The organism is Enterococcus sp. AZ015 (assembly GCF_050499225.1).
GTDB classification, from domain to species: domain Bacteria; phylum Bacillota; class Bacilli; order Lactobacillales; family Enterococcaceae; genus Enterococcus_D; species Enterococcus_D entomosocium.
On sequence record NZ_JBMHEX010000001.1, the window covers coordinates 1,080,403 to 1,103,752 of the forward strand.

Annotated in this window: 22 protein-coding genes and 1 riboswitch; of the genes, 16 read left to right on the plus strand and 6 right to left on the minus strand. The window is 42.7% G+C overall.

The features are described from left to right. Both IGK85_RS05075 and IGK85_RS05080 read right to left on the minus strand, forming a co-directional pair. A complete protein-coding gene (locus IGK85_RS05075; RefSeq protein ID WP_005237146.1) occupies positions 1 to 978 on the minus strand; it encodes an ABC transporter substrate-binding protein in 978 nt (325 codons plus the stop codon). A 500-nt stretch (positions 979 to 1,478) separates the two neighbouring features. Then, on the minus strand, positions 1,479 to 2,639 hold the full coding sequence (locus IGK85_RS05080; RefSeq protein WP_005237144.1) for a hydroxymethylglutaryl-CoA synthase: 1,161 nt from the start codon (positions 2,637 to 2,639) through the stop codon (positions 1,479 to 1,481). 192 nt (positions 2,640 to 2,831) lie between these two features. Between IGK85_RS05080 and IGK85_RS05085 the strand changes: the two genes are divergently transcribed. Beyond that, complete coding sequence (locus IGK85_RS05085; RefSeq protein ID WP_008381000.1) at positions 2,832 to 5,306, plus strand: hydroxymethylglutaryl-CoA reductase, degradative; 2,475 nt, start codon at positions 2,832 to 2,834, stop codon at positions 5,304 to 5,306. Between the two features lie 38 nt (positions 5,307 to 5,344). Here IGK85_RS05085 and IGK85_RS05090 read toward each other — a convergent pair whose 3' ends face one another. The 3 genes from IGK85_RS05090 to IGK85_RS05100 all read right to left on the minus strand — a co-directional run bounded on the left by IGK85_RS05090 (position 5,345) and on the right by IGK85_RS05100 (position 7,316). Further along, positions 5,345 to 6,049, minus strand: coding sequence for a hypothetical protein (locus tag IGK85_RS05090; RefSeq protein WP_008381002.1), 705 nt, complete (start codon positions 6,047 to 6,049; stop codon positions 5,345 to 5,347). A 114-nt stretch (positions 6,050 to 6,163) separates the two neighbouring features. Then, complete coding sequence (locus IGK85_RS05095; RefSeq protein ID WP_008381005.1) at positions 6,164 to 6,445, minus strand: hypothetical protein; 282 nt, start codon at positions 6,443 to 6,445, stop codon at positions 6,164 to 6,166. A 25-nt stretch (positions 6,446 to 6,470) separates the two neighbouring features. Then, positions 6,471 to 7,316, minus strand: a complete 846-nt coding sequence (locus tag IGK85_RS05100; protein ID WP_429968714.1) for an aldo/keto reductase — start codon at positions 7,314 to 7,316, stop codon at positions 6,471 to 6,473. Positions 7,317 to 7,478: 162 nt separating this feature from the next. Between IGK85_RS05100 and IGK85_RS05105 the strand changes: the two genes are divergently transcribed. After that, the gene (locus IGK85_RS05105; protein WP_005237126.1) at positions 7,479 to 8,483 is read left to right on the plus strand and encodes a nucleoid-associated protein; all 1,005 of its coding nucleotides are present in this window, start codon (positions 7,479 to 7,481) and stop codon (positions 8,481 to 8,483) included. A 128-nt stretch (positions 8,484 to 8,611) separates the two neighbouring features. Here IGK85_RS05105 and IGK85_RS05110 read toward each other — a convergent pair whose 3' ends face one another. Next, a complete protein-coding gene (locus tag IGK85_RS05110) occupies positions 8,612 to 8,971 on the minus strand; it encodes a YxeA family protein (RefSeq protein WP_008381011.1) in 360 nt (119 codons plus the stop codon). A gap of 244 nt (positions 8,972 to 9,215) precedes the next feature. Between IGK85_RS05110 and tuf the strand changes: the two genes are divergently transcribed. The 14 genes from tuf to IGK85_RS05180 all read left to right on the plus strand — a co-directional run bounded on the left by tuf (position 9,216) and on the right by IGK85_RS05180 (position 23,297). Then, positions 9,216 to 10,403 carry an elongation factor Tu gene (gene tuf / locus IGK85_RS05115; protein ID WP_005237121.1) on the plus strand — a complete coding sequence of 396 codons (1,188 nt, stop codon included), beginning with the start codon at positions 9,216 to 9,218 and terminating at the stop codon, positions 10,401 to 10,403. Between the two features lie 215 nt (positions 10,404 to 10,618). Further along, complete coding sequence (locus IGK85_RS05120; RefSeq protein ID WP_008381014.1) at positions 10,619 to 11,248, plus strand: lysozyme family protein; 630 nt, start codon at positions 10,619 to 10,621, stop codon at positions 11,246 to 11,248. Between the two features lie 157 nt (positions 11,249 to 11,405). Continuing rightward, on the plus strand, positions 11,406 to 13,241 hold the full coding sequence (gene dnaG / locus IGK85_RS05125) for a DNA primase (protein WP_008381016.1): 1,836 nt from the start codon (positions 11,406 to 11,408) through the stop codon (positions 13,239 to 13,241). 23 nt (positions 13,242 to 13,264) lie between these two features. Beyond that, a complete protein-coding gene (gene rpoD, locus IGK85_RS05130) occupies positions 13,265 to 14,371 on the plus strand; it encodes an RNA polymerase sigma factor RpoD (protein WP_005229298.1) in 1,107 nt (368 codons plus the stop codon). 309 nt (positions 14,372 to 14,680) lie between these two features. Continuing rightward, positions 14,681 to 16,570: a cell division site-positioning protein MapZ family protein gene (locus IGK85_RS05135; RefSeq protein ID WP_008381020.1), complete on the plus strand. Its 1,890-nt coding sequence runs from the start codon at positions 14,681 to 14,683 to the stop codon at positions 16,568 to 16,570. A gap of 118 nt (positions 16,571 to 16,688) precedes the next feature. Further along, the gene (locus tag IGK85_RS05140) at positions 16,689 to 17,396 is read left to right on the plus strand and encodes an AzlC family ABC transporter permease (protein ID WP_008381022.1); all 708 of its coding nucleotides are present in this window, start codon (positions 16,689 to 16,691) and stop codon (positions 17,394 to 17,396) included. Next, positions 17,389 to 17,706, plus strand: coding sequence for an AzlD domain-containing protein (locus tag IGK85_RS05145; protein ID WP_008381024.1), 318 nt, complete (start codon positions 17,389 to 17,391; stop codon positions 17,704 to 17,706). Before IGK85_RS05140 ends, IGK85_RS05145 begins: the two co-directional genes overlap by 8 nt. Before the next feature lie 34 nt (positions 17,707 to 17,740). Continuing rightward, a complete protein-coding gene (locus tag IGK85_RS05150) occupies positions 17,741 to 18,604 on the plus strand; it encodes a CvfB family protein (protein ID WP_008381026.1) in 864 nt (287 codons plus the stop codon). A gap of 109 nt (positions 18,605 to 18,713) precedes the next feature. Beyond that, positions 18,714 to 19,166 carry a Fur family transcriptional regulator gene (locus IGK85_RS05155; RefSeq protein ID WP_008381028.1) on the plus strand — a complete coding sequence of 151 codons (453 nt, stop codon included), beginning with the start codon at positions 18,714 to 18,716 and terminating at the stop codon, positions 19,164 to 19,166. A 232-nt stretch (positions 19,167 to 19,398) separates the two neighbouring features. Further along, a complete protein-coding gene (gene xerD, locus IGK85_RS05160) occupies positions 19,399 to 20,289 on the plus strand; it encodes a site-specific tyrosine recombinase XerD (protein WP_005237104.1) in 891 nt (296 codons plus the stop codon). A 14-nt stretch (positions 20,290 to 20,303) separates the two neighbouring features. Further along, the gene (locus IGK85_RS05165; RefSeq protein WP_008381030.1) at positions 20,304 to 21,053 is read left to right on the plus strand and encodes a segregation/condensation protein A; all 750 of its coding nucleotides are present in this window, start codon (positions 20,304 to 20,306) and stop codon (positions 21,051 to 21,053) included. Next, the gene (scpB, locus tag IGK85_RS05170) at positions 21,046 to 21,630 is read left to right on the plus strand and encodes an SMC-Scp complex subunit ScpB (RefSeq protein WP_005229316.1); all 585 of its coding nucleotides are present in this window, start codon (positions 21,046 to 21,048) and stop codon (positions 21,628 to 21,630) included. The genes IGK85_RS05165 and scpB overlap by 8 nt, the downstream gene beginning before the upstream one ends. Before the next feature lie 2 nt (positions 21,631 to 21,632). Then, positions 21,633 to 22,349 carry a pseudouridine synthase gene (locus IGK85_RS05175; protein WP_008381033.1) on the plus strand — a complete coding sequence of 239 codons (717 nt, stop codon included), beginning with the start codon at positions 21,633 to 21,635 and terminating at the stop codon, positions 22,347 to 22,349. A 79-nt stretch (positions 22,350 to 22,428) separates the two neighbouring features. Continuing rightward, a riboswitch (FMN riboswitch) is annotated at positions 22,429 to 22,553 on the plus strand. A 150-nt stretch (positions 22,554 to 22,703) separates the two neighbouring features. Then, on the plus strand, positions 22,704 to 23,297 hold the full coding sequence (locus tag IGK85_RS05180; RefSeq protein ID WP_008381035.1) for an ECF transporter S component: 594 nt from the start codon (positions 22,704 to 22,706) through the stop codon (positions 23,295 to 23,297). Positions 23,298 to 23,350: the final 53 nt, after the last annotated feature.

The following is a 23,350-nucleotide window of genomic DNA, read 5'->3' on the forward strand; positions in this document are numbered from 1 at the left end:
TTATTCTGGGGCAGTGATGCTGGCAGGATCAATCCCTAAAGCTGCAGCCATTTCTTCATTGACGACTAACTCTAAATTCTCCGCTGTTTCAACGGGTGTGGTAGCTGGTTCTGCATCGCCATCTAAAATTTTTGCTGCTAGTTTTCCTGTTTGAATGCCTAGTGATTTATAGTCAATACCATAAGTTGCTAGAGCTCCATCATCGACTTGTTCCACGGAACCTGCGACGATCGGTGTTTTGGTTTCTTTCGCCACTTCACCGACGATTGCAGCAGCAGAGGCAAAGGTATTATCTGTTGGAATATAAATGCCATCGACATCTTTTGCCAGGCTAGTGGTCACTTGCTGCACATCATTGGTGGTATTGGCGGTCAATACTTTAACGTCGACTCCAGCAGCTTTTAAGGCTTCTTCTGCCAAGTCTGCTTGAATTTTCGAGTTAGCTTCACCTGCATTATACATAATGCCGATCGTCTTGGCGTCAGGGACGATGCTTAACAGCAAATTGATCTGCTGCTCAATGGGTACCATGTCTGACGTACCGGTGATGTTGCGACCGGGTTCTTCATTTGAGTCGGCTAATTTTGCCCCAACTAAATCAGTAACTGCGGTAACCACGATTGGGGTATCAGTGGTTTCATTTGCTAACGAAACAGCAGCAGGGGTAGCGATGCCCAATAAAAGATCAGGGTTGGCATTCACTAGGCGTTCGCTCATACTTTTTAAGTTGTCTTGACTGTTTTGCGCATTTTGGTATTCGATCGTCAGGTTTTCACCTTCTGTGTAGCCCGCTTCTGCTAAGCCTTCTTTAAATCCTTCGTAGGCGGCATTCAAGGAGCCATGTTCCACGAGTTGCAAGACACCGACTGTTTTTGATCCGTCGTTTCCCTCAGAAGCATTGTTTGATTCCCCACAAGCTGCCAGTGCCAGTAGTGAAGCCGTTAATAATCCAGTTGTGATCCATTTTTTCATTTTCATTGTAACTCCTCCTATAAACGTTTCTTTTTTAATTGGGGTTTACCTGAACAAAAAAATCCATTCAGACAATCGTCTAAATGGATTCGATCCTATACCAAGCGTAAACGTATATTGGCAACCATTTAGAAGATTTTCTACATGGCTGCAAGTTCAAGTTAAAATGCTTTAGCCATCATAGATACAAACAAAACTCGTTTTGCGGTTTGCATCCATAATGTGTTATGAATACAAACTATCTAAAGTAGCTAAAGTAAAAGATATTCAGTTGTGGGGACACGGTCGTTTTTAACATAAAAAAGTTCCTCCATACTTGAATTGTTTTTAGTATAGACAAAAAAAAGCGGACTGTCAAATGTTTTTCCTGAATTATCTGAAAATTTTTGAATAACAATCAGAAAAAGTCTGAAAAAGATGCTTTGTTTCAACAAATTAAAAAGAAAGAAAAAAACTTTGTTTCATCAAGCTTTCTTGCTTGAAAATAAACAAAGTTTTTCTTAACATCACTCGTTTTCTTCTTTATAATAACGAATGGTATTTTTTATTTCACGAATACTGTAAAGCAGATCATCCTCAAAGGATTGATCTTGATCAATATCGATGGTCTCATTGAACATTGCTTCGTATTCAGCGATCGTTAGTTTTTGACGGGCATCAAGTAACGTTTGGTGAGCAGCTTGTGCTAACTGTTTTTCATAACCGGGTACCAATACGCCGCTGAAAAATTCAGCAACCGCTCCTGAGCCGTAACTAAACAGTCCTATCCGATCATTGGCTTGCAAGCTGGAGGAATTTTCCAATAAAGAGATCAAGCCTAGGTACAATGAACCCGTATACAAGTTGCCGGTACGACGACTGTAAACGATCGATTCTTCATAGCGAGCCATCAGGCGTTCTTGTTGCGTTTCTTCTTCTTCGGCAAAAACAGCCAATAAGGCTTTTTTTCCCATTTTTGTATAAGGAATATGGAAACTCAATGCAGCGTAATCTTTTGCTGTGCGTTGCGTTTTTTCGCAATGGGCTTGCCAAACTTGTTTAAAGGAATCGATATAGACGGCATTTGACAAGTGGCCATCTACCATTGGATATTGATGACCAACGGGACGCCAAAAATCATAAATGTCTTGCGTCAACATCAAATTATCGTTATCCAACTGCAAAATCGCTGGATCTGCAGAGATCAGCATAGCAACTGCACCTACGCCTTGAGTGGGCTCTCCACCGGAAGCTAAGCCATACCGGGCGATGTCTGAAGCCACCACCAAAACTTTGCTTTGTGGATTGGCTTGTACGTGGGCTTTAGCAAACTGTAAGCCTGCTGTTGCGCCATAACACGCTTCTTTGATTTCAAAGGAGCGGGCAAATGGTTGAATACCCAATAGGCGATGCAAAACCACTGCCGAAGCCTTTGATTCATCGATGCCGGATTCTGTGCCGACGATCACCATATCAATTGCTTGTAAATCTTCTTTTGTGAGGATATCTTTTGCCGCATGCATGGCAAAGGTGACGATATCTTGCGTTTTTTTATTGACCGCCATTTGATCTTGACCGATCCCGATCGTAAATTTATTTGGGTCGACCTCTCGGGCGTGAGCTAGATCAACCATATCTATAAAATAGGGGGGGACATAAAAATTTATTTTATCAATACCAACGTTCATTCCGTCGCTCCTTTATGTTCTACGTACTTAGTAGGCTACACGTTCTAAGGTATCATATTTTTTGAAAAAAATGAAAAAGAATTGATTAGAATTTAAACTTTATTAAAGAAAGTAGAAAAGGGCACAGCAAGCTGATGTGGGGTATTCTTTTTTGGAGGATTTAATGATATATTTCAAGAGGAGGTGACGTACGTGGAAGAAGTTGTCATTATCGACGCACTAAGAACGCCAATTGGCAAATACCATGGGTCATTAAAAGAATATTCAGCAGTAGAATTAGGAACAATTGCTGCGAAAGCCTTGTTGGCAAGAAACCAACAAGCAAAAGAACATATCGCACAAGTGATTATCGGAAATGTCCTGCAAGCAGGCAGTGGGCAAAATCCAAGTCGCCAAGTTTCCCTGCAAAGTGGGCTTTCTTCAGATATTCCAGCCTCAACGATCAACGAAGTTTGCGGTTCGGGAATGAAAGCGATTCTAATGGGCATGGAGCAAATTCAGTTAAACAAGGCATCAGTCGTCTTGACTGGTGGGATCGAAAGTATGACGAATGCGCCGCTATTCAGTTATTATAACAAGGCGGATGATCAGTATTCAAATCCAGTATCGACAATGATGCATGATGGCTTAACAGACGCTTTTAGCAGCAAACCGATGGGCTTAACGGCTGAAACTGTTGCAGAAAGATATGGCATCACTCGACAAGAACAAGATGAATTTGCCTACCACTCCCAAATGAAGGCTGCCAAAGCACAAGCGGAAAAGAAATTTGAGCAAGAGATCGTACCCGTGACCGAAAAGTCTGCTACCGTTTCCCAGGATGAAGGCATTCGCGCCGCTACGACAGTCGAAAAATTAGCTGAACTAAAAACGGTTTTCAAAAAGGACGGTACGGTGACTGCTGGGAATGCCTCAACCATCAATGATGGGGCTGCCATGGTCTTGATCGCCTCAAAAAGCTATTGTGAGGAGCATCAGATTCCTTATCTGGCAGTGATCAAAGAGATCGTTGAAGTTGGCTTTGCCCCAGAGATCATGGGAATCTCACCAATCAAAGCAATCGATACTTTGCTGAAAAAGCAAGCACTGTCGATTGAAGATATCGGTATTTTTGAAATCAATGAAGCCTTTGCAGCTTCCTCGATCGTAGTAGAACGTGAACTTGGTTTGGATCCCAAGAAAGTCAACCGTTACGGTGGGGGCATTTCCCTTGGCCATGCGATTGGAGCAACCGGTGCTCGGATCGCAACGACCGTCGCTTATCAGCTAAAAGACACACAAGAACGTTATGGGATCGCCTCTTTATGTGTCGGTGGCGGGTTAGGGCTAGCGATGCTGTTAGAAAACCCTTCGGCGGCAGCAAGTCAAGCCGATTTTCATGAAGAGTCGGCATCAGAAAAAACAGAAAAAAAAAAGTTTTACGCCCTTACGCCTAACGAACGACTAGCCTTTCTTGAAGCACAAGGGGCGATCACAGCAGCCGAATCCTTGGTTTTTCAAGAAATGGCATTAGACAAGGAAACCGCCAATCACTTGATCGAAAACCAGATCAGTGAAGTGGAGATTCCCTTAGGTGTGGGGTTGAATCTGCAAGTGAATGGCAAGAGATACAATGTCCCGTTAGCCACAGAAGAACCTTCTGTGATTGCAGCGATGAGCAATGGAGCAAAAATGGCTGGGCCCATTACAACGACCAGTCAAGAACGTTTGCTTCGAGGCCAGATCGTCTTTATGGATGTTCAGGATTCGGAAGCGATTTTGGCAAAAGTTGAATCCGAGCAAGCAGCGATCTTTGAAGTGGCGAATGAGACGTATCCTTCTATCGTGAAACGCGGCGGTGGATTGCGAAGAGTGATCGGTCGGAACTTCTCGCCAACAGAATCTGAATTAGCAACAGCCTATGTCTCAATCGATTTGTTGGTTGATGTCAAAGATGCCATGGGCGCCAACATCATCAATTCGATTTTAGAAGGAGTGGCCGACCTCTTTCGGAAGTGGTTCCCAGAAGAAGAAATTCTCTTTAGTATTTTAAGTAATCTTGCCACGGAATCGTTAGTAACAGCCACTTGCTCCGTGCCTTTTGACAAACTGAGCAAGATCGGAAAGGGTAGACAAGTTGCCGAAAAAATCGTTCATGCAGCTGATTTTGCCAAGATTGATCCATATCGTGCCGCCACCCATAACAAAGGGATCATGAATGGCGTTGAAGCGCTGATTTTGGCTACCGGAAATGACACTCGCGCCGTTTCGGCAGCTTGTCATGGCTATGCTGCCCGTAATGGTCGCATGCAAGGGCTGACTTCTTGGAAAATAGTAGAAGACCGTTTGATTGGTAGTATCACACTTCCGTTGGCGATCGCCACAGTCGGGGGTGCCACAAAAGTATTGCCAAAAGCCCAAGCGGCGTTGGCTTTGACCGGTGTTGAAACGGCGAGTGAGTTAGCTTCACTGGCGGCAAGTGTCGGGTTGGCTCAGAATCTGGCTGCTTTGCGGGCATTGGTTTCAGAAGGAATTCAGCAAGGCCATATGAGCATGCAAGCCCGTTCATTAGCTATTTCAGTTGGGGCAAAAGGAACTGAGATCGATCAGCTGGCAGCTAAGCTGCGAGCGGCGAGTCAAATGAACCAAGAGCAAGCCCGTAAATTTTTAACAGAAATACGCAACTAAAAAAGGTTCTCTAGGGAAATTCCTAGAGAACCTTTTGTTTATCGTTTAGAAATCACCGTGTGGGCATACGCCTCGATCAATGGAATGACTTCTAGTTTTACTTTGTATTTGCGTTCTAGAGCGGTTTCGATGGTAAAAGTATCACTTTCTGTTTCAGAAATTGTTGCTAGAACACGATCTTCTTTCGGGGAAGCTTCGATCACGGTCGTTTCTCCTGAAGATTGTTTTGCAGAAAATTTAGGGAATGCTGCGATTTTTTCGGCAAATGCTGAAAAAGTCATGGATTCGTCAGAATCATCAGCCGTTGATTTTTCCACTTCTTTAGTTTTAGTTGATGCAGGTATAGTTGGTGCCGTTTCTTCCTTCACTTCTGCTGGTTCTTTCGCAGGAGCGAAGGTAGGTGCCGCACTTTCTTGCGGATTGGTCGGTAACCAGTAAGCAGCGATCTCATCGACTAAGTTATCGCTGAAACGATCAAGTAAGCCAGCTTCTAAGCGTTGAATTCGTTTCACGACGATTTTGAAGTTCTCATCTAAAGGAACAGCGATTTTTTGTTCTTTGGGTGTTTCCTTCAACAATTCAATCAATAATTCCTCGTGATTTTTAGGATTGATATAAACAGTTGTCGGAAGGTCGAACTTATCTGCTGTTTTGCGCTCGATCGCTGTAAACAACTGTTGTCGAGCTGTTTCATAAGACGGGCGGAATTGTTGTTTCAATTTTGCTAATTGTTTCTTTTTCATAATCTTCTCCTCTCGATCACTATCGATTATAAGGAAAATTTGCAGAAAAGAACAGTGATTCTCATGAAAAAATACAAAAAAATTTATATACTTCCTGAAAAAACGCCAGCGCTGCTAAAGAAGCGGCGCTGGCGTTTCTACTAGATCATTGATTTGATGGTACTTAGGCATTAGGATCAAAAGCTCCTTGTCTCCAGTGGCGACTAAGTAGTTTTCCCAAAGAAAAAAGCGTACTTCCCCAGTGAGTTTCTCAGCCAGCATCTGCTGATAGTCGCTAGACGACCATTGACGCGCCGGAAAATGTTGGACTTTGTCTGGCCATATAAGAAAAACAAAATCAGCATGTAAGGCTTTTTGAACAGCAGGGGAGAGGTGAATCAAATCAGTTGTCTTCATAGGCTTCTCCTTATAGAGAGTAAAATTAAAACCCTGTCGTATCTGGATTGGTCGCTTTCCCAACGACGCCATCTAATTGATCGATCGTTTTCATGTCTTCTTCAGATAGCTCAAAATCAAAGACATGGATGTTTTCTTCGATCCGACTTGGTGTAACAGATTTTGGTAATGGAAGAAAACCGTGTTGTAAAGACCAACGCAACGCGACTTGAGCAATAGATTTTTGATGTTTTTCAGCTAACGCCTTCATTTCAGGGACAACAAATATTTTTCCAGTACCTAAAGGGCTGTATGCTTCAAGCAATACATCATGTTCTTGACAGTAGGTAACGACTTCTTCTTGCAGCTCACCAGGTGCCAAGAAAATCTGATTGACCATTGGGAAGACCGTAGCGGTTTTTTTCAATTCTTCAAAATGATGTGGTAAGAAGTTGCTGACGCCGATCGCTTTGATTTTGCCTGCTTGATACAATTCTTCAAAAGCGCGCCATGTTTCTGCATTCGCTGTTTGCCAGTTGTCACGAAAGGCTATTGGGTTTGGCCAATGGATTAAGAAAAGATCGATATAGTCTGTTTGTAGTTTCTCTAAGGACTCTTCAAAAGAAGACATCACAAGATCATAGGAATGGTTCGCATTCCACAATTTTGTAGTCAAAAAGAGTTCTTCGCGGGGAATGCCGCTTTCTTTGATCGCTTGACCAACACTGGCTTCATTTTTATAGCCTTGGGCTGTATCAATATGGCGGTAACCTACTTCCAGTGCTTTTTTGACTGATGCTACGGCAACGTCGCCGTCTGGTGTTTGCCATGTGCCAAAACCTAACTCAGGGATGGTTACATTGTTTGATAACGTATAGCTGTTCATGTTCATTCCTCCGTTTTCTGTGGTACCTTTAGTTTAGCAGACGAGGACGGATTTTCCAATAAATGCATCTTTCAAAAAGGAAGTGGCCAATAAGAAAAATGACGTTTGGCTCTTGTCAGTTCGCCTATTTTTTTTGTACACTAGACAAATGGATAAGGAGCGTAACTAATGGATATTTATTTGAAACATGCGATATTACACATTATTGACCGTCAAACTGGTGATCCGGTTTTTTCTCAAGTTGAACTCGATTTGACCACGGAATACATCCGCGATTATTTGACGAAAAAAATACAGAAACTTGCAACACCGCAAACCAAAACAGGGCGTTTACTCGAAACATCAATGATCGCTCAACTGGTCAAACAAGCACCCGAAGACTTTGTCGCAGCCAGTGAAGCGATCGTCCAACGGTGGTATGAAGCGTACAAGGAAAGTGAAGATGCACCAAGTGCGGATGCCTTTGTGGTCTTGTATGAATTTGATACAAGAATGCAGTTGGCATTTTTGAAGGTCAACTATCAAGACGGCTATACGCACTTTATTGATAATGGGGAAGCTGGGATCGAAAACAATTTAATTTTGCATCGTGCCTTACTAGCAGGTAAAACTCAAAAGGCCGATGAAGGGATCACAATTGATGTGGAGAGCTTAGACTTTGAACTGATTGAAAAGAAATATAGCTTTTCAGGTGAAAAATATGCCTACTTTTCAACGAAAGTCATTGATGCCGAACCGATTCCCTCGTTAGAAGAAAACGTCAAAGTCATCAAAAAAGTAGCGGAAAAAATTGGTCAGAAATTTGAAACACCTACCTATAACGTTGTTGCCGATTTAAAAGAAGCGGTTTACGACACGATCGAAGAGTCAGGACACATTGATGTCAGTGAAGTGGCGCAAAAAGTCTTTAAAGACAATATTACCGCTCAGCTTTCTTTTCAAGAAGAAGTGGCTGAAAAAGGATTTGTCAATCAGGCACCAATGATGCGGGATGTCCGTGAGATCTCAGAGAAAAAATTCGGGAAACAAAAACTAAAATTATCTAACGGGATCGAATTGATCGTTCCTTTGGATGTTTACCGAGATCCAAATTTGATCGAATTTATCAATAATCCAGACGGAACGATTTCCGTAACGATCAAAAATGTAGAAGAAGTAATTAATCGGATGTAGGACAAAGGTCTTATGTGTGGATGATGCGGAGCTAACAACATAGAACGAGCACAAAAAAGCAGAGATTCCTCTTTAAGTAATGAGGAGTCTCTGCTTTTTTTCTGGATATCTTTGATCAATATCAGCAATTATTGATCGGTCAGTTTCTCAAGGGCGGCTTTGGGAACGTCTTCTTCAGAAACTTCTTCCCAGCTCAGAACACCTTTATTAGGATTGACCAATAATTTCAAATAGGCACCTTCTCTTAAAGGCGCGGAACGGTGCTCATTCATTTTGACCGTTTTGACTTCTCCAGAGGAACTGTAAGCGTCTTGTGTGTAACGGTAGACATCTTCGGCAACTCCGTTATCACTAATTTCCGTGTCGTGCTCGCCGGCATCCCTGATGACTGTATAGTAGTCACTTCCACCATAGTAATAATGATAAGTAGCAAAACAGCCACCAAGGAAAATTGCTGCAAAAACCAGCGTTGCAATGATTTTTTTCACATTTCTCACCTCATCTTCTATTATTCATAAAAATTGTCCTACGTCCAATAGATCGAAAAAAGCAAAGAAATTCTTAGGGATTAGCAGACGAGACATCTCACTTGACTTTGACTAATTTTGACCTATAATAAGAGTAGATTTAAACTTACAAAAAATAAGTTGATACTTATGAATTTGGAAGCGTAAATCGCAAAATATGATTCGAGTCAAAGAACGACTCAACTTTCTCTAGGAGGGAAACAATATGGCAAAACAACATTATGATCGTAGCAAACCCCATGTTAATATCGGAACGATAGGACACGTCGACCATGGGAAAACAACCTTGACTGCTGCTATTACCACAGTTCTTGGGAAAAAAGGACTTGCCAATCCGCAAGATTACGCAAGTATCGACGCGGCTCCTGAGGAACGCGAACGTGGTATCACCATCAATACTGCCCATGTAGAATACGAAACAGAAAAACGGCACTATGCCCATATCGATGCACCAGGACACGCGGATTACGTGAAAAATATGATTACAGGGGCTGCCCAAATGGACGGCGCAATCTTGGTCGTATCAGCGACAGATGGCCCAATGCCGCAAACCCGTGAACATATTTTGCTTTCTCGTCAAGTGGGTGTGAAACATTTGATCGTCTTTTTAAATAAAACAGACCTTGTCGATGATGATGAGTTGATCGATTTAGTTGAAATGGAAGTCAGAGAATTGCTGACTGAATATGATTTTCCAGGTGATGACATTCCTGTGATCAAAGGCTCTGCCTTAAAAGCCTTGGAAGGTGACCCAGAGGCTGAAGCAGCGATCTTAACGCTGATGGATACAGTAGATGAATATATCCCAACACCTGAACGAGACACTGATAAACCATTATTATTGCCGATCGAAGATGTCTTTTCAATTACTGGACGGGGAACCGTTGCTTCCGGTCGGATCGATCGCGGAACAGTAAAAGTCGGTGATGAAGTAGAAATCGTCGGAATCAAACCTGAAACACAAAAAGCAGTCGTGACAGGAGTAGAAATGTTCCGTAAGACGATGGACTTTGGGGAAGCTGGTGATAACGTAGGAGTATTATTACGGGGAATCACCCGGGATGAAATTGAACGGGGCCAAGTGTTAGCAAAACCAGGTTCCATCACACCACATACGAAATTCCAAGCAGAAGTCTATGTGTTGACAAAGGAAGAAGGCGGTCGCCATACCCCATTCTTTAATAACTATCGCCCACAATTTTACTTCCGTACAACGGACGTAACTGGGAATATCGTTTTACCAGAAGGAACGGAAATGGTTATGCCTGGTGACAACGTAACGATCGATGTGGAATTGATCCATCCAATCGCTGTGGAAAATGGAACGACTTTCTCCATTCGTGAAGGTGGACGAACAGTTGGTTCTGGTATCGTGACCACGATCGAAAAATAAAAATCAGTGAAACAGTGCTTCCATTATCTGAAGGAGCACTGTTTCCTTTTTCATGTCAGACCAGCAACAATCCCTCCATCAGCTTAGGATTGCTTGTTTTTTTCTAAATAATCTTGTGATTTTATTAAGGATTTTTTAGGAGAGAAAAAATTCTAGTCAGCCTGTTCATTTCATAGTACGATAGATTCTGACTTAGAAAAGATGGGATGTATTTGATGAGAAAAATTCGACGTTTCCTAGGATTTGTACTGAAGCTTGCGCTCTTGCTGCTGCTGATTGGAGCAGGGGTTTGGGGCTATCGAAACTACACGGCATTGAAAGCTGTCTATGCGTATGAAGCGGAAATCGCACAGCAGACACAAGCCCGCGACATCTCTGAATATCAGTCTTTAGCAATGAGTATCATGCTGACGGAGTCAAAAGGACAAGGCAATGATCCGATGCAAAGTTCTGAAAGTGTATATGGAAAACAAAACCAATTTGATACGCCAGAACAAAGCATCGAACAAGGGGTTTCTTATTTAGCCGAGTTGATCGAAAAAGCAGAGCAAATGAACTGTGATCTTTGGACCGCAGTCCAGGCTTATAATTTTGGTACAGATTATATTGATTATGTCGCTGAACGGGGTGGCGTGAACACCTTAGAATTAGCAGAAACATATTCCAGAGAGGTTTTATCCCCGTTATTAGGCAATGATACAGAACAAACCTATCGTTATTGGGGCATCCAATCGGTCTTTTATAATGGCGGTCATTTGTATCACAATGGCGGCAATATGTTCTATGCGGATCTAATAAAATTGAACCGATGGAAAATCGATGTTACGGCAGGGTTCTTTTCCTGATCGTCACAAAATAACTGAAGTAAAAAAGCTTGAAATACAAATAGAATATGGTAAAATCATTATGAGTGATTCCGTCTAATTATTCTTCGCACTGATACCTATTAGTGCGTTTTTTTACCTAATAAACGATGAATACTTACCAAATGGAGGTGAGTGGATGGCACGAATTCCTCAAACGATCATTGACGATATTCGCGAACGCAGCAATATTGTTGATATCGTGGGACAGTATGTCCAGTTAAAGAAATCTGGAAAGAATTATTTTGGTTTGTGTCCCTTCCATAATGAGAAATCACCTTCTTTTTCCGTTGCAGAAGACAAACAAATTTTTCATTGTTTTGGTTGTGGTCGTGGGGGCAATGTTTACGGTTTTTTGCAAGAGCTTGAAGGCATCAGTTTTCCTGAAGCAGTCGTCAAAGTAGCAGAAATGAACGATATTCCTCTTGATCCGCAATACCAGCAATCAGAAGGCATCAATGAAGCGACCTCACAAACGAGTCAATTGATTGCGCTGCATGAAAAAGCCGCCGAGGTCTATCATCACATGTTGGTGAATACGGCTGCTGGCCAAGAAGCGCTTGATTATTTATTGGATCGCGGATTGACGATGGCATTGATCGAAGAATTCAATATTGGTTTTGCGCCGAATGAACGCTCGTTTTTGGAGAAAGTCTTTTTGAATGAACAAGCCAAAGCTGAATTTTTTCCTGATACAGGGCTCTTTGTTCAACGAAACGATGGCTCATTGGCAGACCGCTTTTACCAACGAATCATGTTTCCGATCCGTAATCCTCAAGGAAAAACAATTGGTTTTTCTGGTCGTTGGCTAGCAAGCGAAAAAGTTGGTGATCAAGACCAGCCGAAATATTTAAATAGTCCAGAAACGATCCTTTTCAACAAGCGCGAGGTTCTGTTCAACTTTGACAAAGCACGCCGTGCGATGCGCAAAGATGGCCAAGTGTATTTATTTGAAGGATTTATGGACGTGATCGCCGCTTGGCAGGCAGGAATCGAAAATGGGATCGCCTCAATGGGGACTAGCTTGACCAATCAGCAGATCGCCCATATCGAGCGAGTGGCACAAGAAGTGATTCTTTGTTACGATGGAGATAGTGCAGGGGTTGAAGCGACAAACCGCGGGATCGAGCTTCTGCAAAACAATAGCCGTTTGAAATTATCTGTGGTGCGAGTGCCGGAACGGATGGACCCAGATGAGTATTTGCGCAAATATGGGACAGAAGCTTTTTATAAACTAGCTGTCCACGGCAAAGAAACCGTTTTTGCCTTCAAGATGGATTATCATCGGATGAATCGCAATTTAGCCAATGAGAAGGAGCAACTGGACTATGTCCAAGTTGTTTTAAATGAGTTGCAGCGTGTGGATTCTTTGTTGGAGCAAGACCGCTATTTGACTCAGTTGTCTACAGAGTTCAATTTGAGTCGTGAGACCTTGCAGCAGCAGCTCAAGCAAAACCGGCAAGAGCAACGGACGATGCAAGATGTAGCGCCACCGCCGCCAACAGACACCCCTGTGGTCTTTACGCCGCCTACACGGCAGCAGCCCAAAACACAGGTGGAAAAAGCGCAAGAATTATTATTGTACCGTTTGTTTCATGACAGTACGTTAAACCATCGCTTCCGAGCGAGTGGTATATCCTTTATCCATGATCGTTATCAACAACTGTATCTGCTGTTTGATGCGTATATGGAAACAGAAGAACACTTTGTTTTAGCAAAGTTCTTAGATTTTTTAAAAGAAGATTCAATGAAAAAAATGGTGATCGATATTGCAGATCTTAAAGCTTCTGAGGAAGGGACTGAACAAGAATTTCAGGACATTCTGCAGGTCTTTCAAAAGTCGGGCATTGCTGAAGAAATCAATCAAAAACGAATCCAGCAGCAAGAAGCAAGACAAATAGGAAACCAGCAATTAGAACTTGAACTTGCAATCGAAATCATTGATTTGACCAAACGGTTGAAACAAGCTAAATAGCGAACTGAAAGGGGCTTTCTTTCATGGCAGAAGAAACAAAAAAAACGTATGACAAAGCAGTTGCCGAATACATCCGAGAAAACAAAACAAAGGGGCAAGTTGTTTACGATGACATTACCAATCGTTTAGCAACGCCTTATACTTTGGATGCTGATGCAATGGACAAACTAATTCAAAAACTGGAGGATTCCGGCATCAGTGTCGTGGATGAAAATGGAGAGCCTTCAGTCCATAGTTTAAAGAGTAATGAAAAACGACAAGAAACCCAACCTCAAGAAGATTTGTCTGCACCGACTGGTGTGAAAATCAATGACCCTGTGCGGATGTACTTGAAAGAGATCGGTCGGGTACCGCTTTTGACCGCAGAAGAAGAAGTGGCTCTCGCTCTGAAAATCGAAGAAGGCGACCAAGAAGCGAAACAGCGTTTGGCAGAAGCCAACTTACGTTTGGTAGTCAGCATCGCCAAACGTTATGTGGGTCGGGGAATGCAATTTCTTGATTTGATCCAAGAAGGAAACATGGGCTTGATGAAAGCCGTTGAGAAATTTGATTATCGCAAAGGGTTTAAATTCTCGACCTATGCGACCTGGTGGATCCGTCAAGCGATCACTCGTGCCATCGCTGACCAAGCTCGAACCATTCGGATCCCAGTGCATATGGTGGAAACCATCAACAAATTGATTCGTATCCAACGGCAATTATTGCAAGACTTAGGACGCGAACCGACACCAGAAGAAATCGGCGCAGAAATGGATTTGCCAACGGAAAAAGTTCGTGAAATCTTGAAGATCGCTCAAGAGCCCGTTTCATTAGAAACACCAATCGGTGAAGAAGATGATTCTCATCTAGGTGATTTTATTGAGGACCAAGATGCTACAAGTCCGGCAGAGCATGCGGCTTATGAGCTTTTGAAAGAGCAATTAGAAGATGTATTGGATACGTTAACTGACCGTGAAGAAAATGTGCTTCGCTTGCGTTTCGGAATCGATGATGGCCGTACTCGGACCTTAGAAGAAGTCGGCAAAGTCTTTGGGGTAACCAGAGAACGGATTCGTCAGATTGAAGCAAAAGCGTTACGGAAACTACGCCACCCATCTCGTTCAAAACAATTGAAAGATTTCTTAGAATAATTAAGGTTTATTGACTTTCCAAAGGCCCCCTTTGGAAAGTCTTTTTTGTTCAGGTTTTGTCATCTCTCCATAGGATAAGTAAAGAACTTAATAAAAACGTAACCAAGCAAGTGTTGGCTAATTGCCTAGAATGTGATAAATTTAATTTTGTGCATCTGCACAATTGAGTAATAAAAAAGAAATGCGAAAAAAGACCCATTATTTGTCGGTCTTTGAAATAGGAAGCAGTGGGCGCGTCAAGCGTTTGATCTGATAGGGTACTGCTTCATAGAAGGAAATGCAAAAAACAAAAGGAGTCAGTTTGAATCAATGAAGAAGACATGTCCTGAATGTGGATTTCAAGCAATAGAAGAAACACCCGTTTGTCCCAATTGCGGGTTTCAATGGAACCAAGCAAAGGAGAATGAACAGGAACCATCATCTGACTCTTCCGTTACGCCAGAAGAGCTACAAAACAAAAACGATGATATTCGCTGGTCTGACTTTAAAAATGTTCCGATTGGAAAAATGGAGGAGCACTTAGGTGATCGGCCATCCTCGAATGAAGAAACGATCGACCTTGCACAGCAAGAGGCTTTTTCTGATGAGCAAAAAACAACACTTGAATCAGAGTCTAAACAAGAACCAAAAACAGTGGAAAACTCTGAGTCTACAGAAGAACACACAATTTCAGCCAGTGAAGAAGTTAATGAGACCGATGCACTGAGTACGGATGAACAGCATGACTCTGAGATTTTGGCCGCTTATATCCGACAGCACAAACTTGATGAAGAAGCAAAGGCAGCAGCTGCTCTAGAAGCAGAAGAAACCGCCATTGATCTTTCCTCTGCTGAAGAGGAAAGTCAGATGCAAGCCAGCGAGGAACCTCTGCCGTCAAGCGAGGAGGAAGTGGTGACGGAGCCAGTTATTGAAGAAGCTGAGAAGCAGCCAGAACCAGTCATCGATCCAATTCCTGAACCAATCACCGCAGCGGATGAAACGCCACAAAAGGCGACTGCTGAAGAAGAAACGTCTTCTTCCAGTGAAAGCAAGAAGAGCCCTCGCAAAGCACTCTATATTACAGCGGCTTGTTTGTTAGTGGCAGCGGGTGGTGGTTGGGCTTATTACTATCAACAGCAGCAACAAGAAACTGCCCGACAAACGCAACAGGCGCAAGAGAACCGTACGTTAGATCAGATCGAAAATGAGTTGAATGATTTTTATACAAATGATGAGCGAGTGTTCATTAAAAGCGACAAAACAGCAGAACAGCTGACGGCTGTGACGAATCAGTTGGCAGATTTTCAAGACCACGAACGATACGATATCTTGTCACAAGAAGCAGAGACAATTGCTGACAAATTAGCAGCTTTGACAGAGATCAATAGCTATTTCAGCAGTCCTGCAGTTGTGGAGGATCAGTTGGAAGAAGTCTCGTTGAAAGAAGCGACTGCTGTCACAATGGCGAAGCGTGAGAACGGGGATGCCTTTGATGAGTTGATCAATCAAGCCATCGACATGGGACAAAAAGAGTTCAGCGCGATCGAGGAAGTTCAAAATGCAGTGAAGAGCATGGTGGCTTTAAGTGGTGACGGTGAAGCACCGGCGAGTGTCACTCGTGAGAACTACAATGCCTTGATGAAAAAAATCCAAGCTTTGCCAATCGATTCACTGGTTGAAAGTCTTACGACGGAACTACGTAAAGTCGATACTGCCTTGACGAAGCGTGAAACAGCTACCCAACAAGCAGCGGCGCAACAACAAGCTGCCCAAGAAGCAGCACAAGCGGCGGCTTCCGAGAACAACGCTTCCGCTTCGAGCAGCGGATCTACAAGCGCTGCGACGCCCGCGCAAAGTACTTCTGAAGAAGAGTATGTGCTTTCGCCGAATACACCAACAAATACCAACAATCAGCCAATTATTCCAGCCCGCCAAAGTGATTTGAATGATGTAAACAATAGCGCCTGGGTGTGGGCAGATGGTGTCCAAGAAAAAATCATCGCCACAGCGATTGCTCGCGGTTATGTGGTAGAAGGCGGCTATACTTTTGAACGTGTACGAATCGTCAATGGTGAAGGCTATTACAATTTTTATGCGACAAATGCCCAAGGCAGCTTGCTTAAAGGAACGGATGATTCAGCGTTCCCGCTATACTTATTTACGGTAAACGCCAAAACTGGCTATTTCAGAGGCAATGGGAACGATCACACCGTTCGCTAAGTCTCCTGAGTCACTAGAAAATTTTCAGAGTTATTACATGCACATGTGAAAAATACTTGTTTCCCCTCCTTGTTTTCGATATGATGAGAGATAATCGTTCAAACAAGGAGGGGTTTTTGTGCAGAAAATTGAGAGATATGATCGGTTTGAAGACGGGGTCATTGCTTGTGTACCAACGATTCTTGGGTACCTGGGCATTGGTTTTGCAATGGGGGTTGTGGGAAAAGGCGTTGGGTTGTCTATTCTAGAAATTATTTTAATGTCTATTATTGTCTATGCTGGCAGTGCTCAATTTATCATTTGCGCCTTACTAGCGATTCAAGCACCTTTCATGACAATCGTCGCAACAGTTTTTTTAGTGAATTTACGACACTTTTTAATGAGTTTGTCAGTAGCTTCCTATTTTAAAAAGACACCGTTGCTTTCTGCCATTGGTATCGGGACACTTTTGACAGATGAATCCTATGGCGTTTTGACGACGGCACTGCAACAAGACAAACCAGTCACAGCGAAATGGACCCACGGGTTGAACGTAATGGCTTATTTGAGTTGGATTTTTGCGACGTTTTTGGGTGGTTTATTGGGTTCATTTATTCCAGATCCAGAAGCGTTAGGCTTAGATTTTGCCTTAGTAGCTATGTTTGTTGGTCTTTTTTTATTTCAAGTAGAGCGACCGCTTAAGAAGAAAACCCAGCAAACGCTCTTGATACTAGGGACAGTTGTGGGGACCTTGATTTTATTTATGCGTTTTTCGACCGCAGAGATTGCGGTAATTGCGGCGACACTGGCAGGATGTTTGGTTGGGACGGTGACACACCATGACTAATTTTGTTATACTGATGCTAGTATGTGGATTGGTTACTTGGCTTCCGCGGATCGTTCCTTTTTTATTTTCGAAAAAGCTCATATTTCCGGAACCTTTCACCATCTTTTTGAGTTACTTACCGTTGTGTATTTTGGCGGCATTGTTGGTGCAAAATTTGCTGATCTTTCGAGAAGGCCAATTCCCCATTTTGAAAGTTAAAGAAACCATTGCCTGTATCCCGGCATTATTGGTGGGGTATTATACCAAAGATTTGATGAAAATCGTTATCACAGGCGTTATTGCTATGGCGCTGTTGCGTTTCTTTTTATAGGAACGAGCAGTTTTAAAGAAAAAGGAGAGAATAGATGAAAGACTTATTAGCATCCGTATTCAGCGGATTGATCATTGATGAAAACGAACAGAATTATTTTGTTCAAAAAGGCGGGGTTACCTTCCGACTAGCCAAGGAAGAAGGCGAACATCATTTAGGTGAAGCCGTCGAAGGGTTTGGCTATCAAAATCAAAAGCAAGAAAATGTGCTCACTACGAATATTCCGAAAAGCCGCAAAGGGCATTATGCCTTTGGTACAGTCACAGGAAGCCGTCGCGACTTAGGCGTTTTCGTCGATATCGGTTTGAAAGACAAAGATATGGTGGTTTCATTAGATGAATTGCCAACAATGCGGGAACTTTGGCCCAAAAAAGGCGACCGTTTGATGGTCAGCTTGCGGGTCGATGACAAAGAGCGTATTTGGGCTTCATTAGCAGATGAGAAAATTTTTAAGGCATTGAGCAAAAATGGTACGGAGCAAATGAAGAATCAAGATGTTACAGGTAGCGTGTACCGTTTGAAGTTAGCGGGTACTTACTTGCTGACGGATGATTTTTATATTGGCTTCGTCCATCCATCAGAACGGTATCAAGAGCCGCGCCTTGGGGAAGTGGTCAAAGGGCGAGTGATTGGGATTCGTCCAGATGGTGTCTTGAACCTTTCATTGAAACCAAGAGCCCACGAGGCGATCTCAAATGATGCCGCCATGGTTCTAACCTTTTTAGAACGAGCACCTGAGAACAAAATTCCTTTCACCGACAAATCAGCCCCAGAAGAGATTTTGCAAACATTTGGTATTAGTAAAGGCCAATTTAAACGGGCATTAGGAACCTTGATGAAACAGCGTTTGATTGAGCAAAAAGACGGCTTTACGATTCTTATCAAAAAACCTAATTGAGAATACTTGTTTCTTTTATCGTTCTAATTTATAATGATTACAATGTTTGTCTTGAGTGATTTTCACTCAGATTAGAATCGTTATAAATTAACGGCATACGGAGGCAACTATGAACACAGCAGCAGCGTTAAAAAAGACCAAGAAACAATTGCACGAGTCGGGGTTTAAATTAACTCCTCAGCGAGAAGCGACGTTGTTGGTCTTATTAGAAAATGAGAAAGACCATTTATCCGCAGAAGAGATTTTCTTTTTTGTGCGAAAAAAAAATTCTGAGATTGGCTTGGCAACCGTCTATCGAACATTGGAGATCTTAACGGATCTGAAAATTGTCGATAAAGTCAGCTTTAATGACGGTGTCGCTCGCTATGATCTACGTAAAGAAGGTGCCAAACACTTTCATCATCACTTGTTGTGTTTGGAATGCGGCAATATTGAAGAAGTCGAAGAGGATCTGCTGGGCAGTGTCGAAGAGATCGTTGAACAAAAGTACCATTTTTTAGTAAAGGATCATCGGTTGACCTTTCATGGTGTCTGTCAAAAGTGCCAAAGCAAAGCCGAGTGATTGTACTTTGGCGATCTTAAATAAACGTTTGTTATCACCCGAATGATAGTCAGATGGTTTCCAATAGGAAGAGTGCTCTTTTTTCCGATTTGAAAGAAACCGAAAAATCTGCTATGATTCGGGTGTTTCCTTGGGCAAAAGATACGGGTAGATGCCTCTTTTTTATTGGCAAGCTACTATCTTAACGAGCCAGAATTTGATATGATAAAAAAGCTGAAAGTAGAGGAAGCCCATGAACGAACAAATCATTGATTATCTTCATTATTTGACCATTGAGCGCGGGCTATCCCAAAATACCCGTGCCAGCTACCAGCGAGATCTGCAACAGTATCTTGCGTTTTTACAAAAAAAACAAGTCACTCAGTGGCAGCAGATCGACCGAGTGATCGTTTTGTCTTTTTTGCAAAGTCTGCAAGAAGCGGGAAAATCCTCGGCAACCGTGATTCGGATGGTTTCCAGTTTGCGAAGGTTCCACCAATTTTTGCGTCAAGAACGGTTTACCGATCATGATCCAATGCAGCATATTGATTCACCAAAAAAACAGCAGAAGCTGCCTGATACCTTGAGTTTACAAGAAGTGGAGCGGTTGATCGAAACACCGGATACGCGAGCAGTTTTGGGCATCCGTGACCGAGCGATTTTGGAAGTGATGTATGCGACGGGCTTGCGCGTCAGTGAGTTGATCGGGTTAAAATTAAACGATCTGCATTTAAGTATGGGATTGTTGCAAACAACCGGAAAAGGCGACAAAGAACGGATCGTTCCATTAGGGGACTTAGCGATTCAATGGATCGAAACCTATCTCAGCGATGCGCGTCCGTATTTGACGAGAAAAACGCCGGATGAAAGCCATCTGTTTGTAAACAACCATGGTACGCAACTATCTCGTCAAGGGATCTGGAAAAATTTAAAAGCCTTGGTTCGACAAGCTGGGATCACCAAGAATGTGACTCCCCATACGCTGCGCCATAGTTTTGCGACCCATCTATTAGAAAACGGGGCAGATCTACGAACGGTTCAAGAGTTGCTAGGGCACGCAGACATCTCGACCACTCAGATTTACACGCATATAACGAAGAAACGGATGACGGAAGTGTACAAGCAGCACTTTCCGCGCGCCTAGAAATCGAGGATGGAATGGAAGAAATCAAAATAAAATTAGCTGTCTTTGAAGGACCGTTGGATTTGCTGCTTCATTTGATCAAAAAACTGGAGATCGATGTTTATGATATTCCAGTTGCTACCATCACCGAACAATACATGCAGTACATCCATGCCATGAAAATTTTAGAATTAGAAGTCGCTGGAGAGTATTTAGTCATGGCGGCGACTTTGATGGCGATCAAAAGCCAGATGCTGTTGCCTAAACAAGAGTTGATTGCTGAAGTCGAAGAGTACGAAGAAGATCCGCGGGATATGCTGGTGGCACAACTGCTAGAATACCGAAAATTTAAGTACGCAGCCGAACAGCTTTCAGAAAAAGCGGAAGAGCGCAGTTTGTATTACACGAAAGATCCGATGGATGTCGATGAATACAAAGAGGAAGAAGATCAATTAAGAGCCAATCAATTCAACACGATCGATCTCTTTTTGGCTTTTCAAAAAATGATCGAGAAAAAGAAAAATCGCCAAGTACTAGAAACCAAGATTTCTCCTGATGAAAGCACCATCGATGAAAAGATGGCGGCGATTCAGTTGGAGATGCAACATGTGAGTGCTAAAAAAGGCCGCAGCTTTGATTCGTTTTTTACTTCTTACAATAAAACAGAAGTTGTGGTAACCTTTATGGCACTGTTAGAATTAATGAAAAAAGGAACGATTCGAGTAGAGCAATCAGACAATTATGCGTCGATTCTGCTCTATCCAACAGGTAAAGAAGATGAGTAAATATAGTGAATTAGAAGCGATCTTATTCGTCGTCGGTGATGAGGGGATCGGACTTGAAGAACTGAGTTATTTAGTCAAAAGTAATACTGCCAGTGTCTATCAGCATTTGCAGGAACTAAATCAGCAATATGAAGAAAATGAACATACCGCGTTGCATATTCTAGAAGTTGGCAATCATTTTATTTTAACCACTAAAAAGCAATTTGCCCCTTTATTGAAGAAATACGCCGAATCCCCGATGGGGAGTTCATTGTCGCAAGCCGCTTTGGAAACTTTGTCGATCATTGCTTATAAGCAACCGATCACTCGGATGGAAGTAGAAGAGATTCGCGGCGTTCAATCCAGCGGTTCGGTCCAAAAACTGGTGGCAAAGCGGCTGATTGAAGAAAAGGGACGCGTGGACGGACCAGGACGAGCGATCCTATACGGTACGACGGAATACTTTATGGATTATTTTGGCTTAAAAAGTTTGGCTGAATTGCCTGACATCCAATCAATGGAAGATGAACTTGAAGAAGATGCACCGTTTGATCTTTTTTACGACCGCTACAAACAAGCAGAAACAGAAGGAGAATGAAGATGGAACGTTTGCAAAAAGTGATTGCCCATGCCGGCATCACCTCAAGAAGAAAAGCTGAAGGATTGATAACCGAAGGCCGTGTGCGAGTCAATGGGCAAGTAATCAAAGAATTAGGGGTCCAAGTCGGTTCAAAAGACGTCGTTGAAGTGGACGGCGTTCCGATCGAACAAGAACAACATGTCTATTATCTGTTCTATAAACCTCGTGGCGTGATCTCAGCTGTAACAGATGATAAAAAACGCAAAGTCGTTTTGGATTATTTTGCTGAAGTCCCTGAACGGGTGTATCCAGTCGGCCGGTTGGACTATGATACCTCCGGTTTGCTGCTACTGACAAATGATGGGGAATTATCACAGACACTGATGCATCCAAAACACGAAGTCGAAAAAGTGTATGTTGCCAAGGTCAAAGGCATTGCGGATAAAAAGCAACTGTTCCCATTGACAAAAGGAATTCGGATCGAAGGGCGTAAGACCGCGCCTGCTCGCTTTGAAATCTTATCGACAGACCAAACGGCACAATCTAGTATTGTGCAATTGACGATCCACGAAGGTCGCAATCATCAAGTCAAAAACATGCTAAAAGCAGTTGGTTTGCCTGTGCAAAAACTAAAACGGGAAAACTATGGTCCGTTAGATTTAAAAGGTCTTCGTCCAGGGGAATACCGAGAGTTGTCGAAGAAAGAAGTCAGCCAGCTGAAAAACAGTGCAAAATAGTTGAAAAGTATCTGAAAACGTAACTATTGTTAATTTTTAGATTTTGTGTATAATAGAACATGTAATAAATAGAATAAAGGTTCGTCTTCAGGGGCAGGGTGCAATTCCCGACCGGTGGTTATAGTCCACGACCTATTTCTTCGGAAATAGCTGAATCGGTGAAATTCCGATACCGACAGTACAGTCTGGATAAAGAAGATAGAGCGTATTTGATTTGCTTATGGCTATTTCGAATGCCCTCTTTTTTCCCTGTGGAAAAAAGAGGGCATTTTTTGTCTGGCGCCGACAAGAAAGCCGAGGAAATTTAATAGGTTCGTTTGAAGAGGAATCCTGAACTTAGGAGGATTTATACTGATGAACAACAAAACAAGAAAAATGGTGACGATCGCCATGTGTGCTGCTATGGGAACAATTTTGCAATTTATCGCTTTTCCAATTTTTCCGGCATTCAGCTTTTTAAAGATCGATTTTAGTGATATTCCCGTGATGATCATGATGTTTTTATTTGGTCCTTGGAGTGGGGTAGTGACTGCCTTCATTCGTTCGGTCCTGCATTTGTTCTTATCTGGTTTTTCACCTGCTGATATGGTGGGAGATACGGCAAGCTTTTTAGCATCATGTGCCTTTACTTTGCCAATGTACTACTTTTTCCGCAAAGGTGTCCACACCAAAAACAAAATGGTTGGTGTCATCAGCGGTATCTTGTCGGTAACGATTTTTATGAGTGTGGCGAACCTATTTGTGATCACACCGCTTTATCTACGCTTTTTCGGGGTCACAGCCGATCAATTTTTAGGGATGTCTTTGCCGCAATATGTGGCGATCGGGATTTTACCCTTCAATTTGGTTAAAGGAGCGATCGTCAGTGCCGTCTTTTTAGCACTACATGCCAAACTGCTCCCATGGTTGGCTCGTAAGCAGCCCCATCATTCTGCTATAGGAAAATAAAAAATGAGCCGACTTGCTGTGGCAGACGAAAGGTCTGTTAATGGCAGGTCGAC

Excerpts from the sequence above, each read along its gene's own strand:
- IGK85_RS05075 (WP_005237146.1), bottom strand. The coding sequence starts at position 978 with ATGAAAATGAAAAAATGGATCACAACTGGATTATTAACGGCTTCACTA.
- IGK85_RS05080 (WP_005237144.1), bottom strand. The coding sequence starts at position 2,639 with ATGAACGTTGGTATTGATAAAATAAATTTTTATGTCCCCCCCTATTTT.
- IGK85_RS05090 (WP_008381002.1), bottom strand. The coding sequence starts at position 6,049 with ATGAAAAAGAAACAATTAGCAAAATTGAAACAACAATTCCGCCCGTCT.
- IGK85_RS05095 (WP_008381005.1), bottom strand. The coding sequence starts at position 6,445 with ATGAAGACAACTGATTTGATTCACCTCTCCCCTGCTGTTCAAAAAGCC.
- IGK85_RS05100 (WP_429968714.1), bottom strand. The coding sequence starts at position 7,316 with ATGAACATGAACAGCTATACGTTATCAAACAATGTAACCATCCCTGAG.
- IGK85_RS05105 (WP_005237126.1), top strand. The coding sequence starts at position 7,479 with ATGGATATTTATTTGAAACATGCGATATTACACATTATTGACCGTCAA.
- tuf (WP_005237121.1), top strand. The coding sequence starts at position 9,216 with ATGGCAAAACAACATTATGATCGTAGCAAACCCCATGTTAATATCGGA.
- IGK85_RS05120 (WP_008381014.1), top strand. The coding sequence starts at position 10,619 with ATGAGAAAAATTCGACGTTTCCTAGGATTTGTACTGAAGCTTGCGCTC.
- dnaG (WP_008381016.1), top strand. The coding sequence starts at position 11,406 with ATGGCACGAATTCCTCAAACGATCATTGACGATATTCGCGAACGCAGC.
- rpoD (WP_005229298.1), top strand. The coding sequence starts at position 13,265 with ATGGCAGAAGAAACAAAAAAAACGTATGACAAAGCAGTTGCCGAATAC.
- IGK85_RS05135 (WP_008381020.1), top strand. The coding sequence starts at position 14,681 with ATGAAGAAGACATGTCCTGAATGTGGATTTCAAGCAATAGAAGAAACA.
- IGK85_RS05145 (WP_008381024.1), top strand. The coding sequence starts at position 17,389 with ATGACTAATTTTGTTATACTGATGCTAGTATGTGGATTGGTTACTTGG.
- IGK85_RS05150 (WP_008381026.1), top strand. The coding sequence starts at position 17,741 with ATGAAAGACTTATTAGCATCCGTATTCAGCGGATTGATCATTGATGAA.
- IGK85_RS05155 (WP_008381028.1), top strand. The coding sequence starts at position 18,714 with ATGAACACAGCAGCAGCGTTAAAAAAGACCAAGAAACAATTGCACGAG.
- xerD (WP_005237104.1), top strand. The coding sequence starts at position 19,399 with ATGAACGAACAAATCATTGATTATCTTCATTATTTGACCATTGAGCGC.
- IGK85_RS05165 (WP_008381030.1), top strand. The coding sequence starts at position 20,304 with ATGGAAGAAATCAAAATAAAATTAGCTGTCTTTGAAGGACCGTTGGAT.
- scpB (WP_005229316.1), top strand. The coding sequence starts at position 21,046 with ATGAGTAAATATAGTGAATTAGAAGCGATCTTATTCGTCGTCGGTGAT.
- IGK85_RS05175 (WP_008381033.1), top strand. The coding sequence starts at position 21,633 with ATGGAACGTTTGCAAAAAGTGATTGCCCATGCCGGCATCACCTCAAGA.
- IGK85_RS05180 (WP_008381035.1), top strand. The coding sequence starts at position 22,704 with ATGAACAACAAAACAAGAAAAATGGTGACGATCGCCATGTGTGCTGCT.